Below are 15,193 nucleotides of genomic sequence, written 5' to 3'. Positions count from 1 at the left end.
CGCTTCCCGCGCGGAATTCAGCACGGGAAGCGCGGCCTAGCCGGCATACCTCGACCGACCAGCAGCGAGGAGATCACAGATGCCTGACATCGAGCGACCCACGATCCGTCCGCGCCGGCTGCGTGCGACGCCGGCCCTGCGTCGGCTCGTCGCCGAGACCTCGGTCGAGGCGCGACAGCTGGTGCTGCCGGTCTTCGTCCGCGAGGGGATCGTTGAGCCGGTCCCGATCAGCTCGATGCCCGGCGTCGTGCAGCACACCCGCGACAGCCTCAAGCGCGCCGTTGCCGAGGCCGCCGAGCTCGGCATCGGCGGCGTGATGCTCTTCGGCGTACCCGAGCACAAGGACGCCGCCGGAACAGGCGCCTGCGACCCCGAGGGGATCCTCAACCTCGCCATCGCCGACTGCGTCGCCGAGGTCGGGGATGCGCTCCCGGTGATGGCGGACCTGTGCCTCGACGAGTTCACCGACCACGGTCACTGCGGCGTGCTCGACGCCCGCGGCCGGATCGACAACGACGCCACCCTCGCGGTGTACGCCGAGATGGCGCGCGCCCAGGCCGCGGCCGGCGCCCGGGTCGTCGGGCCGTCCGGGATGATGGACGGCCAGGTAGGCGTCATCCGCGAGGCGCTCGACGCCGCCGCGTACGAGGACGTCGTGATCATGGCCTACTCGGCGAAGTACTCCTCGGCGTTCTACGGCCCCTTCCGCGAGGCGGTGGACTCCTCGCTGGTGGGCGACCGGCGGACCTACCAGCAGGACCCGGCCAACGCGCTCGAGGGCGTCCGTGAGGCGCTGCTCGACGTCGAGCAGGGGGCAGACATCGTGATGGTCAAGCCGGGCCTGCCCTACCTCGACGTCCTGCGGGCCGTGCGCGAGGCGGTCGACGTGCCTGTGGCGGCCTACAACATCTCCGGCGAGTACGCCATGGTCGAGGCTGCCGCCGAGCGCGGCTGGATCGACCGCGACGCGGCGATCCTCGAGTCGCTGATCGCGTTCCGGCGTGCCGGCGCCGACGTGATCCTGACCTACTGGGCTGCCGAGGCGGCCGCGCGGCTGCTCTGAGCGGTTCTGACCCCCGAGGGTCAGAACTGTTGACCCCCAGGGGTCAGAACCGTCGCGCCGGCCCCTGACACACCTCGACCCCGGCCGCGAAGCAGCCGGGGCCGAGACGTGTCGGCGAGGTGCTACTTGCCGCCGAGTAAGCCACCGAGGAGGCCGCCGAGTAGGCCCGTCGCAAAGTCGGCCAATCCCGTGACGACACCGCCGACCGCTGCCGTGGCCTCCGGCAACGTCTTGCCGGTGAGCTGGTTGACGCACTTGGTCACCGCTTGCTGAAGATTGCTGCCCGCGAGCCCGTCGTACTTGGCCGTCAGCGCGCTGGTGCAGACAGTGGTCAACTGCGTCGCCGACGCAAGAGCCTGCTGGACCGGCTTGGTGACGTGCGACAGATCAGGAGCCTTCGACGTCGTCGTACTGCTCGGCTTTGAGTCGGGGGTCGGGTCGGACTGCGGCGCGCTACCGGCGGCGGCTCCGCTCGGCGTACTCGTGGCACTGGCGTGGTGATGGGGACCGCTCGCCTGGTGATGCTTGGACTTTGGCGCGGGGGGTCCGACGTAGGTCGAGGGCGTCAGGTACGCCGCCGGCACGGTGTAGTTGGGCACCGAGGAGTAGTCGCCGGCCGTGTAGGCGGAGGCCACGCCGAGCACCGTGTCGACGTAGGACTGGCTGTGGTTGTAGCGGAAGACCGCAGCGCGCTGACCGGCCGTGGTCGCCAGGTCGTCGTCGCCCGCGCACAGGTAGACCGCGCCGGCGAGGGCTGCGTCGTTGATGTCCTGGGGGTTGCGCTGGCCGTCGCCATCGGCGTCCACCCCGACGACCGACCAGGTCGAGGGGATGAACTGCATCGGCCCGACCGCACGGTCGAAGGTGGTGTCACCGTCGAACTGACCGCCGTCGGTGTCGGCGATCGCGGTGGTGGCGTTGGCGCCGTTGAGCTCGGGGCCGAAGATCCCGGGGGTGGCGATCCCCTTGGCGTTCAGCGTGTTGCCGTCGGCGCGGCCGTGGTTGGACTCGACCCGGCCGATGGCGGCGAGGAGCTGCCAGTCCAGGTTGCAGGTCGGGTCGGCCTTGTCGATGACGGTGGCGGCGCGCTGGTAGGCGGCCAGCGCCGCCGCGGGGATGCCCGAGCTGTCGGCGGTGGAGACGATCTGAGCTCCCTTGCCGCCGGAGAGGTCGGCGCCGGTGGTCGGGTCGCTGACGGTCGCCGGGGCGTTGATCGCCTTGGCGGGGACGACGGTGCCGTCCGGCAGCGCCGGCGACGAGCCGCCGGTGGCCTCCGCGGATCCGGCGCCGAGGCCGGTCAGGCTGATGGTCCAAGCCGCCGACAGAGCGGCCAGCGGCACGAGCGCGGCGGCCTTCTGGGCCTTGCCGAAACGAGCGGTCATTCTTCTTCTCCCTGGTCCATCGCACAGCATCGTGCGACTGCGTGCTCCCTCACGTGACCGTCCCAACGACGTTACCCGCGAGGAAGTTACGCTCGTCACGTTTCCCCGGAACCTCCCGGCTCAAGCGTCCGCCCGGTTGGGATCGTCTTGGGGTGCTGAGCGACAATGACGCGGTGCCCTATGATCCGCCCGGCTCCGTGCCCGCATCCGAGGCTCTCTTCGCGCGCGCGAAGGCCGTGACGCCCGGCGGGGTCAACTCGCCGGTGCGAGCGTTCAACGCCGTCGGCGGCACGCCCCGATTCATCCGCTCCGCCCAGGGCGCCTGGCTCACCGACGTCGACGGCAACGACTACGTCGACCTCATCTGCAGCTGGGGCCCGATGCTGCTCGGCCACGCCCACCCCGAGGTCCTGGCCGCGGTGAGCGCTGCGGTCGCCCGAGGCACCTCCTACGGCACCCCGACCGAGCCCGAGGTCGAGCTTGCCGAGGAGCTCGTGCACAGGGCTCCGGTCGAGGAGGTCCGGTTCGTCTCGTCGGGCACCGAGGCCACCATGTCGGCGATCCGGCTGGCCCGCGGCTTTACCGGCCGCGACGTGGTGATCAAGTTCGCCGGGTGCTACCACGGCCACGTTGACGCGTTGCTGGCCAGCGCGGGCAGCGGCCTGGCGACCTTCGCCGTACCGGGGACGCCCGGGGTGCCGGCGAGCAGCACCGAGCTGACCGTGGTGCTGCCCTACAACGACCGCGACGCGGTGAGCAAGGCCTTCGCCGAGTACGGCGACCGCATCGCCTGCCTGATCACCGAGGCGAGCCCGGGCAACATGGGCGTCGTACCGCCGCTGCCGGGCTTCAACGCGTTCCTCGCCGAGATCTGTGCCACGAACGGCGCGCTGTTCATCAGCGACGAGGTGATGACCGGCTTCCGAGCGTCGGCGCAGGGTCACTGGGGCCTCGACGGCAAGGTCGAGGGCTGGACGCCTGACCTGGTCACCTTCGGCAAGGTGATGGGTGGCGGCTTCCCGGCCGCCGCATTCGGCGGCCGGGCCGAGATCATGCGGCGACTGAGCCCGGAGGGGCCGGTCTACCAGGCGGGCACGCTCGCCGGGAACCCGATCGCCACCACCGCCGGGCTGGCCACGCTGCGGCTGGCCACCGACGACGTCTATGCGCACATCTCCGCGGCCGCGGAGACGGTCAAGGGCGCCATCGCCGAGGCCTTCGGTGCGGCCGGCCTGCCCCACGTCATCCAGAACGCCGGCACGATGTTCTCGGTCTTCCTGACCGACGAGCCGGTGACCGACTTCGAGGGCGCCAAGCGCACCGACGAGCAGGCGTACGCCGCGCTCTTCCACAGCATGCTCGACCAGGGCGTCTACCTGCCGCCGAGCGCGTACGAGGCGTGGTTCCTGTCCTCGGCGCACGACGAGCGTGCCGTCCAGCAGATCATCGACGCACTGCCGGCCGCCGCACGGGCCGCCGCGGCGGCGTCCGAGGGGGAGAAGAAGTGACCGAGACGATCGTCCACCTGCTGCGTCATGGCGAGGTGCACAACCCGGACGGCGTGCTCTACGGCCGCCGGGACGGCTTCCACCTCTCCGAGCGCGGCGCGAAGATGGCCGACCGGGTCGCCGAGGTGATCGGTGGGCGCGACATCACCCACATCGTCTCCAGCCCGCTCGAGCGTGCCCAGGAGACCGCCCGGCCGCTGGCCAAGGCCCGCGGCGTCGAGGTCACGCTCGACCCGCGCGTGATCGAGAGCGCCAACTGGTTCGAGGGCAAGACCTTCGGCGTGGGCGACAACGCGCTGCGGCACCCCTCGTCCTGGGTCAGGCTGTGGAACCCCTGGAAGCCGTCGTGGGGCGAGCCCTACAAGGAGATCGTCGCTCGGATGATGGCGGCCGTGCACGACGCACGCGACGCGGCGACCGGTCACGAGGCCGTCGCGGTCTCCCACCAGCTGCCGATCTGGACGACCCGCCTGGCCGCCGAGAAGCGCAGCTTCCTGCACGACCCGCGCAAGCGCCAGTGCACGCTGTGCTCGCTGACCTCGTTCCACTTCGTCGACGACCGGCTCGATCGGATCAGCTACAGCGAGCCCGCCGGCGACATGATCCCGGAGAAGGACCGTCGGGCGCCGTTCTCGGCCGGTGACGCCCCGGAGGAGCTCCGGCCCTGATCATGTCCAGCCTGCTTCGGTCCCGCGCGCCCCGGCGCAGCCCGCGCCTCCTCGCCGTACTCGCTCCGCTGCTCGCCCTGCTGGCGGCGTGCGGCATGTCCGGCACCAGCACCGGCGGCTACCTCGTCGGCGACGGCCAGGTCCAGGCGGTCGCGGCGGCCGACCGGGGCAAGCCCGTCGACCTCTCCGGTACGACGCTGGACGGCAAGCAGCTCAGCCTCGCGTCGGACCGCGGCAAGGTCGTGGTGGTGAACACCTGGTGGTCGGGGTGCGGGCCGTGCAACACCGAGATGCCGATGCTGCAGCAGGCGTCCGCGGCGCTCGGCGACAGCGCCACGTTCGTCGGCATCAACATCCGTGACACCTCGGCCGCCAACGGCCTGGCCTTCCAGCGCCAGCACGGCGTGACCTACCCCTCGCTCTACTCGCCGGACGGGAAGGCGGTGCTGGCCTTCCCGGCGAAGTACGCCCCGCGCACCATCCCGGCCACCGCCGTGCTCGACACCCAGGGCCGGGTGGCAGCGATCATCCGCGGCTCGATCCCCTCCAAGCTCACCCTGACCGAGACCGTGCAGTGCGTGATCGATCCCAGCGGTCAGGGGTGCAAGGGCTTTGAGTAACTGGTTCTCCCAGACCGCCGGCTCCGGCTCCCTGGTGCTGGCGATCCCGGTCGCGGTCGTGGCCGGGCTCGCCTCGTTCCTCTCGCCGTGCGTGCTGCCGATGCTGCCCGGCTACCTCTCCTACGCCACCGGACTGTCCGGCTCCGAGCTCGCTCGGGGTGATGTCCGGCGTAGCCGGATGCTGCTCGGCTCGGTGCTGTTCGTGCTCGGCTTCTCGGTCGTCTTCGTGGCGCTCGGCGTGGCCTCCGGCAGCCTGGGGTTCTGGTATTACGAGCACCGGGTGCTGGTCAACCGCGTCCTCGGCGTGTTCACCATCGTGATGGGCCTGGCGTTCCTCGGCGCGGTGCCGTGGCTGCAGCGCGACGTGCGCGTGCACAAGGTGCCGGCGGTGGGCCTGGTCGCGGCGCCGCTCCTCGGCTTCTTGTTCGGCCTCGGGTGGGCGCCGTGCGTCGGGCCGACGCTCGGCGTCATCTTCGGCCTGGCCGCCACATCCGGTACGGCGACGCGCGGCGGCGTACTGCTGGCGTTCTACTCCCTCGGCCTCGGTGTGCCGTTCGTCGTCTTCGCGGTGCTGTGGCGCCGTGCCCTCGGGACGCTGAAGGTCCTGCGGCGCCACCAGCGCTGGGTCACCCGGATCGGCGGTGTGATGCTCATCGTGGTGGGGCTCGCGCTGCTGACCGGCTGGTGGCAGTACTCGCTGGACTGGCTGCAAATCCATCTCGTCGACCACTGGTCTGGAGTGACCCTGTGAGTGACCTGAAGGAGTCGGCCGCGAGCAGGGCCGCCCGGGCCGAGCGCGAGCGGCAGCACCCCTCGCCGATCCGTGAGCTGACCCTCCGTGAGCTCGCCCGCTGGTCCTGGCGTCAGCTCACCTCGATGCGGACGGCGCTGCTCCTCCTCCTGCTGCTTGCTCTGGCGGCGGTGCCTGGATCGCTGATCCCGCAGGAGAACATCGACTCCGTCAAGACCACCAACTGGCAGGCCGCGCACACCACCCTGACGCCGGTCTACCGCCGGCTCGGCCTCTTCGACGTCTACGGGACGCCGTGGTTCGCCGCGATCTACATCCTGCTGATGATCTCGTTGGTGGGCTGCATCGTGCCGCGGCTCGCCGTCTACTGGCGCGGGCTGCGCGCCCAGCCGCCGGCCGCACCACGCAACCTGGGTCGGATGCCGGACTCCGCGTCGTACACGACCAGCGAGAGCGCCGAGGAGGTGACCGCCCGTGCCCGGCAGGTGCTGCGCCGCAAGCGTTACCGGATCCGGCGCGAGCCGGCGGCCGATGGCGCCATCTCGGCCGAGCGCGGCTACCTGCGCGAGGCGGGCAACCTGCTCTTCCACGTCTCGGTGATCGTGGTGCTGGTGGGCTTCGCGGTGGGCTCGCTGTTCGGCTACAAGGGCGGCGTCAACGTCCTGGTCGGCGATCAGTACGGCTTCTCCAACGAGCTGACCCAGTACGACGACTTCGCGCCCGGCAGCCTGTTCCGGCCCTCGATGCTGAACTCCTTCGACCTGCACATCCACGACTTCCACGTGGACTGGCTGCAGTCGGGTCCGCGGCAGGGGATGGCCAAGGGCTTCAAGTCCGACCTTCAGTACCAGACCTCGACCGACGGGGCGACCAAGAGCTACCGCCTCGAGGTCAACCACCCGCTCGACATCGGTGGCACCGAGGTCTTCCTGATCGGCCACGGCTACGCGCCGATCATCACGGTGCGCGACGCCAAGGGGAACATCACCTACTCCGGACCGCAGATCTTCCTGCCGGAGAACCAGAGCTTCCTCTCGTTCGGCGCGGTCAAGCCCCCGACCGGCAACGTGGCGCTGGAAGGGCTGTTCTACCCCTCCGCGCTGAGCCTCTCGGACGGGTCGGTCACCAACATCACCGGCGACATCGGTGACAAGTCGGCAGCGGTCCTCTCCTTCCAGGTCTGGACGGGCGACGTCGCCAAGGCCAACGAGGGCCAGTCGGTCTACACGCTCAACACCGCTGGCCTGAAGCAGGTCACCGCGGCGGGCGGCAAGGCGTTCAACCTGCACATGGGCCAGACGGCGAAGCTGCCCGACGGGCTGGGATCGGTGACGTTCGACGACGTCACCCGGTGGAACAAGCTGCAGATCAGTCAGACCCCGTTCAAGCACGTCGCGCTCGGCGGTGTCACGCTGGCCCTGATCGGCCTGCTCGGGTCGCTCTTCATTCGTCCCCGACGGGTCTGGGTTCGCGCCCGGGAGACCGACGGTGGCACTCTGGTCGAGGTGGCGGTCCTGGATCGCTCGGGCAACGACGAGGTCGGTGTCGTGGTCTCCGGTCTGGTGGCACAGCTGCAGGGCCGCGTTGAGGAGGAACTTTCGTGAGTACGCATGCGTGGGAGCTGCTGAGCAACCGCGCCGTCGCCACGGCGGCGGTCGTCTACTTCCTGGCGCTCCTGAGCCACCTGGTGGAGTGGTCGGCGCTGGTCGGCCGGCGGCGTACTGCCGTGGAGGCGCCTGCGCTGGTCAACGCCGGTGACGTCGCCGGTGGCCCTGCGGAGCCTGTCTCGGCCGATGCCTCCGGCAATGTCGCCGCAGCCGATGAGAGCCGCGAGGAGCGGGTCGCGATGTTCGGCCGGCTCGGTTACCTGCTGACCTGCATCGCCGCCGCCGCCCACCTGACCGCCGTGATCAGTCGCGGCATGGCGGCACACCGGGTGCCGTGGGGCAACATGTACGAGTTCACCGTGGCCGGCACTTGCATCGTCGCCGTCGCCTACGTGCTGCTCTACGCCCGGCTCAAGCTGGCCTGGATGGCGCCGGTCGTGGTCGCCTTCGTGCTGGTCATCCTCATGGTCGGCGTGCTGGTCCTCTACACCCCGGTCGAGCCGCTGACCGAGGCGCTCAACTCCTACTGGCTGGTCATCCACGTCATCTCGGCGGCGCTGGCCACCGGTGCCTTCACCCTCGGTGGCATCGCGTCCGGCATCTACCTGCTCAAGCGACGCCACCCCGACGCGACCAGCGGCTGGATGTCGCGGGTGCCGTCGCTGGTCTCGCTGGACAGGGTCGCCTACCGCATCCACGCCTTCGGGTTCGTGCTGTGGACCTTCGCCGTGCTCATCACCGGTCCGATCTGGGCTCACCAGGCCTGGGGCTCCTACTGGAACTGGGACCCCAAGGAGGTCTGGGCGTTCATCACCTGGGTCGTCTACGCCGGCTACCTGCACGCCCGCGCCACCGCCGGGTGGCGGGGCCGCAACGCCGCGATCCTGGCGATGGTCGGCCTGGCCACGCTGTGGTTCAACTTCATCGGGATCAACTACTTCTCGACGACGTCGCAGCACTCGTATGCGTCGCTGCCTGCGGTGAGCTCGGTTTTGACCCCTGAGGGTCAGAACCCCACGTTGACGGGCAATGCTTTGGGCCACAACCTTCGGGTTTGACCCTCAGGGGTCAGTCCCGCTCAGGCTGCCAGCCCCGAAAGTACGGCGCGGATCCGCGCGGCGGTGCGTTCGGGCGTCGCCAGATCTGCCCACGTGAGGCGGATGCAGCGCCACCCGGTGACGGCCCGGATCCGGTCCTCGCGCCGCTTCTCGCGCAACACGGCGTCGGTGGCGGTCTCGCCCTCGCGCAGGTACTTGACGTACTTCTCGCGTCCGTCGACCTCCAGGAACACGCCGAACTCTTGCCATGCGAAGTCGACCCGTCCGACGAACCGACCGTTGTGATCCCGGATCTCGACCTGGGGTTCGGGCAGTGGCAGGCCGGTGAGCCAGCACAGATGCACGACGCGCGCCTCTGCGGGTGTCTCGATCCTCCGATCGGCCAAGCGGAGGATGCGTCGCGTGCTGAGCGTGTCGGGCCACAGCGTGATCGAGTGGTCGAGTCTCGCGAGCAGTGCGTCGGCCGTCGTGCGCTCGGTGTGCAGAAGGAAGCAGATCGCCACCAGAGCCGCCTCCGGATGATCGAGCGTGGTGAGCTCGAGAGCTGTCCTGGTGGCGGACATGACGCGCAAGCCGTGGACGTCGACGACGTCCTCGGGAAGCACCACGCCTCGGTGCTGTTGCACGCCGGCCTCATGCCGGCCCGCTTTGTGGTCCTCGCGCGTCAGGTGTGCCTCGCCGACGTCGAACCCCCACGTCGGAGCCCCGTGGAAGGGCAGCGCCGAGACGTGGGAGACCACACTGCCGGTGCGCGCAGTGGCGTACGCCGCACGTGCCAGCAGCGCATGCCTCGCCTCGCGGTCGAGGCTCAGCCACACGTGGCCGTCGACGTACGCGCCGTGCCGGATGCGATGCAACGCGCCGTCTCTGACCGCGGCGCGGATGGTGGTGTCGGTGTAGCCGTCTGCCAGCAGATCGCGACGACGGCGGATGGTGGTGAAGCAGGGATCTTCGGGGGAGAGCATCATCGTCATGACGGCCGCATGCCCGCCGTGGCAGGAGCCTGAACCACCCGGATCGCTGCTGTGGATAACCGTCGGGCGTTCGGTTTTGACCCCCAGGGGTCAGAACCGAACGTTGAGGCCCAAAGCATTGCCCAACAACCTGCGGTTTTGACCCCCAGGGGTCAAAACCGACGCGTCAGCCCCCGCCACTCAGTCGTCGCCGTGCAGCCGCCGCTTGTCGAGCTCACGCAGGAACTCGTCGTCGTCATCGGGGGCGAAGGGCCGGGACTCGCGCTGCAGTCGCCGGGCGGCTGCGCGCAGACGTCCGGTCGGACTCGCGTACCTCCAGACGAGGTACGTCGGGCCCGCGGCTAGCAGAACCACCAGCCAAAACCAGAGCACGGTTCGAGTTTAGGTCGAAGGTGGGCTCCTCCGTACCCTTGAGTTGTGAAGGAGTTCGTCGTCTACACCCTGTTGCGTCTCGTCGTGCTGGTCGCCACGTTCGCCATCGTCGCCGGAATCTGGATCCTGGCCGCGGGCAACCTCGACTGGTTCTGGTGTCTCGTGATCGCATTCCTGGTCAGTGGACTGGCGTCCTACACCGTCCTCAACCGCCAGCGGATGGCCTTCGCCGCCCGCGTGGACGCCCGCGCCCAGAAGGCCACGGCGGCGTTCGAGGCGCTGAAGGCCAAGGAGGACGCCAAGCAGGACACCGCTCAGGACACCACGCAGGATCTTGCGCAGGACGCCAAGCAGGACTGAGCCAACCCGGCTCAGGACGAGGACGTCAGACCAGGATCAGCGGTACGGCGACCAGCAGCGCCCAGACCAGCTCGGCACGGCCCGTCTGCTGCAGCGCCGGGATGAGTGCCGGCCCGACAGCACCGCTGCGTACGGTCCTCACGCCGGGCAGCGCGACCGCGAGGAAGCCGAGGCCGATCAGCGCCCACCAGGTGGTGGCGGCGGCGACCGCGATCACCGCAGCGGCCGCGAGGCCGATCAGCGCCACGTAGAGCGCGCGGGTGCGGGCGTCGCCGAGGCGGACCGCGAGGGTGTGCTTGCGCGCGATCCGGTCGGTGGGGATGTCGCGCAGGTTGTTGGCGACGAGGATCGCGCAGGCCAGGCCGCCGATGCCGATCGCCGCCCACAGGGCCGCCCACTCCCAGGTCCGGCTCTGCACGTAGACGGTGCCGATCACCGCGACCAGGCCGAAGAAGACGAAGACCATCACCTCGCCGAGGCCGGAGTAGCCGTAGGGCCGCTTGCCGCCGGTGTAGTACCAGGCCGCGACCACGCACAGCACGCCGACCAGCACCAGCCACCAGGCGGTCGCGGCGGCGAGCGCCAGGCCGGCGACGCCGGCGACGCCGAAGCAGGCGAAGGCGGCCAGCTTGACCGCCCGCGGCGAGGCGGCCCCGGAGCCGACCAGCCGCAGTGGGCCGACCCGGTCGTCGTCGGTGCCGCGGATGCCGTCGGAGTAGTCGTTCGCGTAGTTGACCCCGACCTGCAGCGCCAGGCTCACCACCAGGGCCAGCAGGGCACGCCACCAGGAGAAGCCGTCGACGTACGCCGCCACGCCGGTGCCGGCGAGCACGGGGCTGATCGCTGCGGGAAGGGTGCGGGGCCGGGCTCCTTCGAGCCACTGGGAAGGAGTCGCCACGAGCGGTCACTCTAGGCGGTCGCGGGGGTCATCGTCCGATCGAGGTAGCGCTCCGCGGCCCGCGTGGCCGGCGCGATCAGGACGGCGGCGGTGCAGATGATCGCCGCGATGAGCAGCCAGCCGGCCGCGCCCCAGGTCATTGCCAGGAAGGTGTAGAGCGCCGGCGCCCACACGCTGCCGAGCGTGTTGCCGAGGTTCGCGACCCCCTGGTACTCGCCGCGCAGCCGCGGGTCGGACAGCTCGGCCTGGATCCCCCACTGCCCGGCGGACTGGAACAGCTCCGCGCCGGTCACGGTGATGTGCCCCAGCCACACCAGCGCGATCGTCACCCAGCCGGTCGTGTCGTGCGTGACCAGCACGATGAGGCAGGAGAGCACGAAGCAGAACGCGCCGCGACGCTCGGCCCGCACCGACGTGCGTACGTCGGTCACGCCGCGGGCAGCGGGCACCTGCAGCAGCACTGCCAGCACGGTGTTGGTGCCGAACAGCCACGCGAGCAGCACCCGGGGCGCGTCGGTCTCCTCGACCAGCCAGAGCGGGATCACCACGTTGAGCAGCACCTGGTGGGTCGCCAGGACGCCGTCGAAGACGGAGGCCGCCAGGAAGCCGTGGTTGCGCAGCGCACCGCCGCCGACGAGCTCGTCGATCGCCGACTCGCTGCCGTGGTCCGAGCGCTCCTGGATCCGCGGCAGCCGGGTGACCCAGCCGGTGTTGGCCAGCAGGATCAGCGCCGTCACGATCGGCACCGCCTCGATCAGGCGGTTGCTGTGCGCCGCCAGGGCCAGACCGCCGGCGGCCGCGCCCAGCGTGTAGCCGACGTTGCGCGCGGCCCGCATGTAGGCCAGCGACCGCACCCGGGTCTCCCGGGGGAAGACCGCGAAGCGGTAGGCGTTGCGGCCTGCGCGCATCCAGGTCTCGGCGAGCTCCAGCGCCGTGGTGACGGCGACGTACGCCGCGAAGTCCCGTGCCGCCAGCCAGGAGGCGAACAGCAACGCCTCCAGCAGCGACGCGACGATCCACGTCCGGCGGGTCCCGAACGCGTCCGCTGCCCGGCCGAGCGGAACCGAGGCGAAGAACGTGGCGATGCCGGCGATGGTCATCCCGAGGCCGACCTGGGCGGCCGAGAGCCCCACGATCTGGGTGAAGTAGACGGCGCTGCCGGCCAGGAAGGCGCCCTCGCCGAAGGCGGAGAGCACCGACTGATAGGACATCGCGCGGATGAGGGGGTCGTCGGACAGGATCCGGTTCAGCAGGCGGCGCATACGTAAAACTCTTTACCTCAAGTTTCTTGATGTCAAGATATTATTGCGAGCGTAGCCTCGCCGGGGAACTCCTCCTCGGCGAACCGCTCGGCCCTGCGCAGCGCCGGGTGGGCGCCGGCGGCTGCGGTCACCACCATCAGACCGATCAACATCCAGCCGACGTGCCGCCACTCCATCGCCAGCCAGGTGTAGAGCGCGGGCGCGAACCGGCCGCCGAGCTGGCTGAGCAGACCGCCGACCGACGCGTACTCGGCCCGTCGACGGGGGTCCTGCAGCTTGGCCTGGAACATCCAGCCCGCCGAACCTGTCGCCAGCTCGGCACCGGTGACGGTCAGGTGGCCGAGCCAGACCAACAGGCCCGTGACCATGCCGGTGGTGGAGTGGGTGACCATCGTGATGAGGCAGGAGGCCATGAAGAACGCCGCCGACCACCGCACCCGACGCAGCCCGTCGCCGAGCGTCTTCACACCGGCCGAGGTGACCTGCGGCAGGAAGATGCACAGCACCGTGTTGGTGCCGAAGAGCCACGCGAGCAGCCAGTGTGGCGAGTCGGTCTCCTGGACCAGCCACAGCGGGATCAGCACGCTGAGCAGGGTCTGGTTGGTCCACAGCGAGCCCATGCAGAACTGCAGCGCCAGGTAACCCCTGTTGGCCAGCGCGGAGGGGCCCTCGGGCCGGACCTTCGCCTCCTCGCGGGTGCGCAGGTCGCGCGGAGCCCCGGGCAGGCGGGCCACGAAGAACGCGTTCAGCCCGAACAGCACGACGGTGACGAACGGCAGCCAGCGCAGCAGGGTGGTGCTGTCGAAGGCCAGCGCGATGCCGCCGAGCAGGGCTCCGACGGTCGACCCGACGTTCATCGCCGAGTAGATGTAGGCCTGGGTGGGGATCCGCTCCGCTGGCGGCATCACGTCGAGCACGTAGGCCTGCCGGCCGGCATCGGCGGTGTTCTCCACGATCGAGTAGAGGGTGACCATCACGACGTAGGCGGCGAACCCGTCGATGAACGGCCAGGCCACGAAGGCGGCCGCACACAGTGCCGCACCGAGCGCCCACGCCCGCTTGGGACCGATCCGGTCGGCGAGCCGGCCCGCGGGGATGGCAGCGACGCCCGAGAGCACACCGGCGATGCTCAGCCCGATGCCGACCTGGATGATCGAGAGCCCGACGACCTGGGTGAAGAAGACCGCGCTGCCGGTGTTGAAGACGCCGTCGCCGGTCTTGAGGAGCACGGACTGGAGCGAGAGCCGTCGGGTCAGCCCAGGGGGTGGCACAAGGCGGCCGAGAGCGCTCATGGGCGCATCAGATCAGACCGCACCGACAGCCTCCGAACCGGGCTCGGATCGGCCGCCGCGCACCTCGAAGTGCCGCTGCGCGAACCGCTCGGCCGTCCGCGCGGAGGGGTGCATGCCGACGGCCGCGAGCACCGAGATGAGGGCGATCACGAGCCAGCCGACGTCGCCGCGTTCCATCGCCAGCCAGGTGTACGCCGCGGGCGCCCACCACTGCCCGAGCGTGCGCGCCACCTCGCCGGCGCCGCCGTACTCGCCCCGGTGCTGCGGATCCATCAGCTTGGCCTGGAACACCCAGGTGCCCGACCCGACCGCGAGCTCGGCGCCGGTGACGGCGACGTGGCCCAGCCACACCAGCAACGCGGCCCAGAACGCAGCCACCGAGTGCGAGGCCATCGTGATCAGGCAGGAAAGCACGAAGAACGCGCTGGACCAGCGCACCCGCCGCAGTGCGTCGCCGATGGTGGCCACACCGCGTGAGGTGAACTGCGGCAGGAAGACGCACAGCACGGTGTTGGTGCCGAAGAGCCAGGCCAGGATCCAGTGCGGCGCGTCGGTGCGCTGGACCAGCCACAGCGGGATCACCACGTTGAGCAGCGTCTGGTTGGTCCACAGCACGCCGGTGAAGAACGACGTGGCCAGCCAGCCCTTGTTGCGCATCGCGCCGGGAGCCTGCGGCGTACCGGCGCTGATCGACTCGAGGGCCTCGGCACGGGGCTCCGCGACCGGATGCGTAGTCGCCCGTCGGGGCGGCGACGGCAGCCGGGTGATCCGGACGGCGTTGACCAGGCCGATCGCGGTGGTCAGCAGCGGCAGCCACCGGATCAGGGTGAGGTTGTCGAAGGCGAGTGCGACCCCGCCGATCACGGCACCGATGGTGAAGCCGAGGTTGAGTGCGGAGTAGAGGTGCGCCTGGGTCTCGATCCGCTCCCGCTCGGGCAGGACGTTGAGGACGTAGGCGCTGTAGCCGGCCTGCCCGATGTTGTTGACCACCTCGAAGACGATGCTCATCGCCACGTACTGGGAGAAACCGTGCAGCCACGGCCAGACCGCGAACATCATCGCGCCGAGGAACGCTCCCAGCGCCCACATCGGCTTGCTGCCGATGCGGTCGACCAGCTTGCCCAGGGGATAGGCCACCAGGAAGGCGACCACGCCGGCGATCGTCATCCCGAGCCCGACCTTGGCCGCCGAGAGCCCGACGACCTGGGTGAAGAAGACCGCGCTGCCGGTGTTGAACGTGCCGGCGCCGGTGGCGAAGAGCAGCGACTGGACGGCGAGCTGGCGGGACAGGGGCGTAGGTGGGATCAGCCGCCCGAAGAAGCCACCGAGACGGGAGGGCATGTGGGTCATCGGATCACGTGGGACTAGCGTTCGTCAC

15 protein-coding genes are annotated in these 15,193 nt (G+C 70.2%); 8 read left to right on the top strand and 7 right to left on the bottom strand.

The features are described from left to right. The first annotated feature begins 79 nt into the window (after positions 1-79). Positions 80-1,063: a porphobilinogen synthase gene (gene hemB / locus H036_RS0102345; protein WP_017933164.1), complete on the top strand. Its 984-nt coding sequence runs from the start codon at positions 80-82 to the stop codon at positions 1,061-1,063. A 122-nt stretch (positions 1,064-1,185) separates the two neighbouring features. On the opposite strand, the gene H036_RS21565 is transcribed toward hemB, so the two are convergent. After that, positions 1,186-2,445: a lytic transglycosylase domain-containing protein gene (locus H036_RS21565; RefSeq protein ID WP_017933163.1), complete on the bottom strand. Its 1,260-nt coding sequence runs from the start codon at positions 2,443-2,445 to the stop codon at positions 1,186-1,188. Positions 2,446-2,618: 173 nt separating this feature from the next. Here H036_RS21565 and hemL point away from each other — a divergent pair, with 173 nt between their 5' ends. The 6 genes from hemL to ccsB are packed head-to-tail and all read left to right on the top strand — an operon-like array spanning position 2,619 to position 8,657. Beyond that, positions 2,619-3,953, top strand: a complete 1,335-nt coding sequence (gene hemL / locus H036_RS0102335) for a glutamate-1-semialdehyde 2,1-aminomutase (RefSeq protein ID WP_017933162.1) — start codon at positions 2,619-2,621, stop codon at positions 3,951-3,953. Next, positions 3,950-4,621 carry a histidine phosphatase family protein gene (locus H036_RS0102330; protein WP_017933161.1) on the top strand — a complete coding sequence of 224 codons (672 nt, stop codon included), beginning with the start codon at positions 3,950-3,952 and terminating at the stop codon, positions 4,619-4,621. The genes hemL and H036_RS0102330 overlap by 4 nt, the downstream gene beginning before the upstream one ends. A gap of 2 nt (positions 4,622-4,623) precedes the next feature. Beyond that, a complete protein-coding gene (locus H036_RS0102325) occupies positions 4,624-5,241 on the top strand; it encodes a TlpA disulfide reductase family protein (RefSeq protein ID WP_017933160.1) in 618 nt (205 codons plus the stop codon). Continuing rightward, the gene (locus tag H036_RS0102320; protein WP_017933159.1) at positions 5,234-5,992 is read left to right on the top strand and encodes a cytochrome c biogenesis CcdA family protein; all 759 of its coding nucleotides are present in this window, start codon (positions 5,234-5,236) and stop codon (positions 5,990-5,992) included. The genes H036_RS0102325 and H036_RS0102320 overlap by 8 nt, the downstream gene beginning before the upstream one ends. Then, the gene (gene resB / locus H036_RS0102315; RefSeq protein ID WP_017933158.1) at positions 5,989-7,596 is read left to right on the top strand and encodes a cytochrome c biogenesis protein ResB; all 1,608 of its coding nucleotides are present in this window, start codon (positions 5,989-5,991) and stop codon (positions 7,594-7,596) included. Before H036_RS0102320 ends, resB begins: the two co-directional genes overlap by 4 nt. Continuing rightward, positions 7,593-8,657, top strand: a complete 1,065-nt coding sequence (ccsB, locus tag H036_RS0102310) for a c-type cytochrome biogenesis protein CcsB (RefSeq protein ID WP_017933157.1) — start codon at positions 7,593-7,595, stop codon at positions 8,655-8,657. The genes resB and ccsB overlap by 4 nt, the downstream gene beginning before the upstream one ends. 20 nt (positions 8,658-8,677) lie before the next feature. On the opposite strand, the gene H036_RS21560 is transcribed toward ccsB, so the two are convergent. Beyond that, entirely contained in the window at positions 8,678-9,631 is a 954-nt protein-coding gene (locus tag H036_RS21560; protein ID WP_017933156.1) for a type IV toxin-antitoxin system AbiEi family antitoxin domain-containing protein, read from the bottom strand. 180 nt (positions 9,632-9,811) lie between these two features. Then, entirely contained in the window at positions 9,812-10,003 is a 192-nt protein-coding gene (locus H036_RS25225; protein WP_026145719.1) for a hypothetical protein, read from the bottom strand. Between the two features lie 45 nt (positions 10,004-10,048). On the opposite strand from H036_RS25225, the gene H036_RS21555 reads away from it, so the two are divergent. Continuing rightward, positions 10,049-10,363, top strand: coding sequence for a DUF4229 domain-containing protein (locus H036_RS21555; protein WP_017933154.1), 315 nt, complete (start codon positions 10,049-10,051; stop codon positions 10,361-10,363). 25 nt (positions 10,364-10,388) lie between these two features. Here the strand turns inward: H036_RS21555 and H036_RS0102290 are convergent, their stop codons facing one another. From H036_RS0102290 to H036_RS0102275, 4 genes are read right to left on the bottom strand one after another with little or no spacing between them, the layout of a single operon-like run. Further along, a complete protein-coding gene (locus H036_RS0102290) occupies positions 10,389-11,261 on the bottom strand; it encodes a 1,4-dihydroxy-2-naphthoate polyprenyltransferase (protein ID WP_026145718.1) in 873 nt (290 codons plus the stop codon). Between the two features lie 11 nt (positions 11,262-11,272). Next, positions 11,273-12,523 (bottom strand): MFS transporter, encoded by a 1,251-nt coding sequence (locus H036_RS0102285; RefSeq protein WP_017933152.1) that lies wholly within the window; start codon positions 12,521-12,523, stop codon positions 11,273-11,275. A 32-nt stretch (positions 12,524-12,555) separates the two neighbouring features. After that, positions 12,556-13,815, bottom strand: coding sequence for an MFS transporter (locus H036_RS0102280; protein WP_017933151.1), 1,260 nt, complete (start codon positions 13,813-13,815; stop codon positions 12,556-12,558). 12 nt (positions 13,816-13,827) lie between these two features. Then, complete coding sequence (locus tag H036_RS0102275; protein ID WP_157416944.1) at positions 13,828-15,156, bottom strand: MFS transporter; 1,329 nt, start codon at positions 15,154-15,156, stop codon at positions 13,828-13,830. Positions 15,157-15,193: the final 37 nt, after the last annotated feature.

The sequence above is a fragment of the Nocardioides sp. Iso805N genome (assembly GCF_000364605.1).
Lineage (GTDB): Bacteria > Actinomycetota > Actinomycetes > Propionibacteriales > Nocardioidaceae > Nocardioides.
The sequence above is the reverse complement of the archived record's forward strand: the minus strand, read 5'-3'. Positions and strand labels throughout refer to the sequence as shown.

Bases quoted from the DNA above. Each gene is read 5' to 3' on its own strand.
- H036_RS21565 (WP_017933163.1), bottom strand. From the start codon at position 2,445: ATGACCGCTCGTTTCGGCAAGGCCCAGAAGGCCGCCGCGCTCGTGCCG.
- H036_RS0102285 (WP_017933152.1), bottom strand. From the start codon at position 12,523: ATGCGCCGCCTGCTGAACCGGATCCTGTCCGACGACCCCCTCATCCGC.
- H036_RS0102275 (WP_157416944.1), bottom strand. From the start codon at position 15,156: ATGCCCTCCCGTCTCGGTGGCTTCTTCGGGCGGCTGATCCCACCTACG.
- H036_RS21560 (WP_017933156.1), bottom strand. From the start codon at position 9,631: ATGACGATGATGCTCTCCCCCGAAGATCCCTGCTTCACCACCATCCGC.
- H036_RS0102280 (WP_017933151.1), bottom strand. From the start codon at position 13,815: ATGAGCGCTCTCGGCCGCCTTGTGCCACCCCCTGGGCTGACCCGACGG.
- H036_RS0102325 (WP_017933160.1), top strand. From the start codon at position 4,624: ATGTCCAGCCTGCTTCGGTCCCGCGCGCCCCGGCGCAGCCCGCGCCTC.
- hemB (WP_017933164.1), top strand. From the start codon at position 80: ATGCCTGACATCGAGCGACCCACGATCCGTCCGCGCCGGCTGCGTGCG.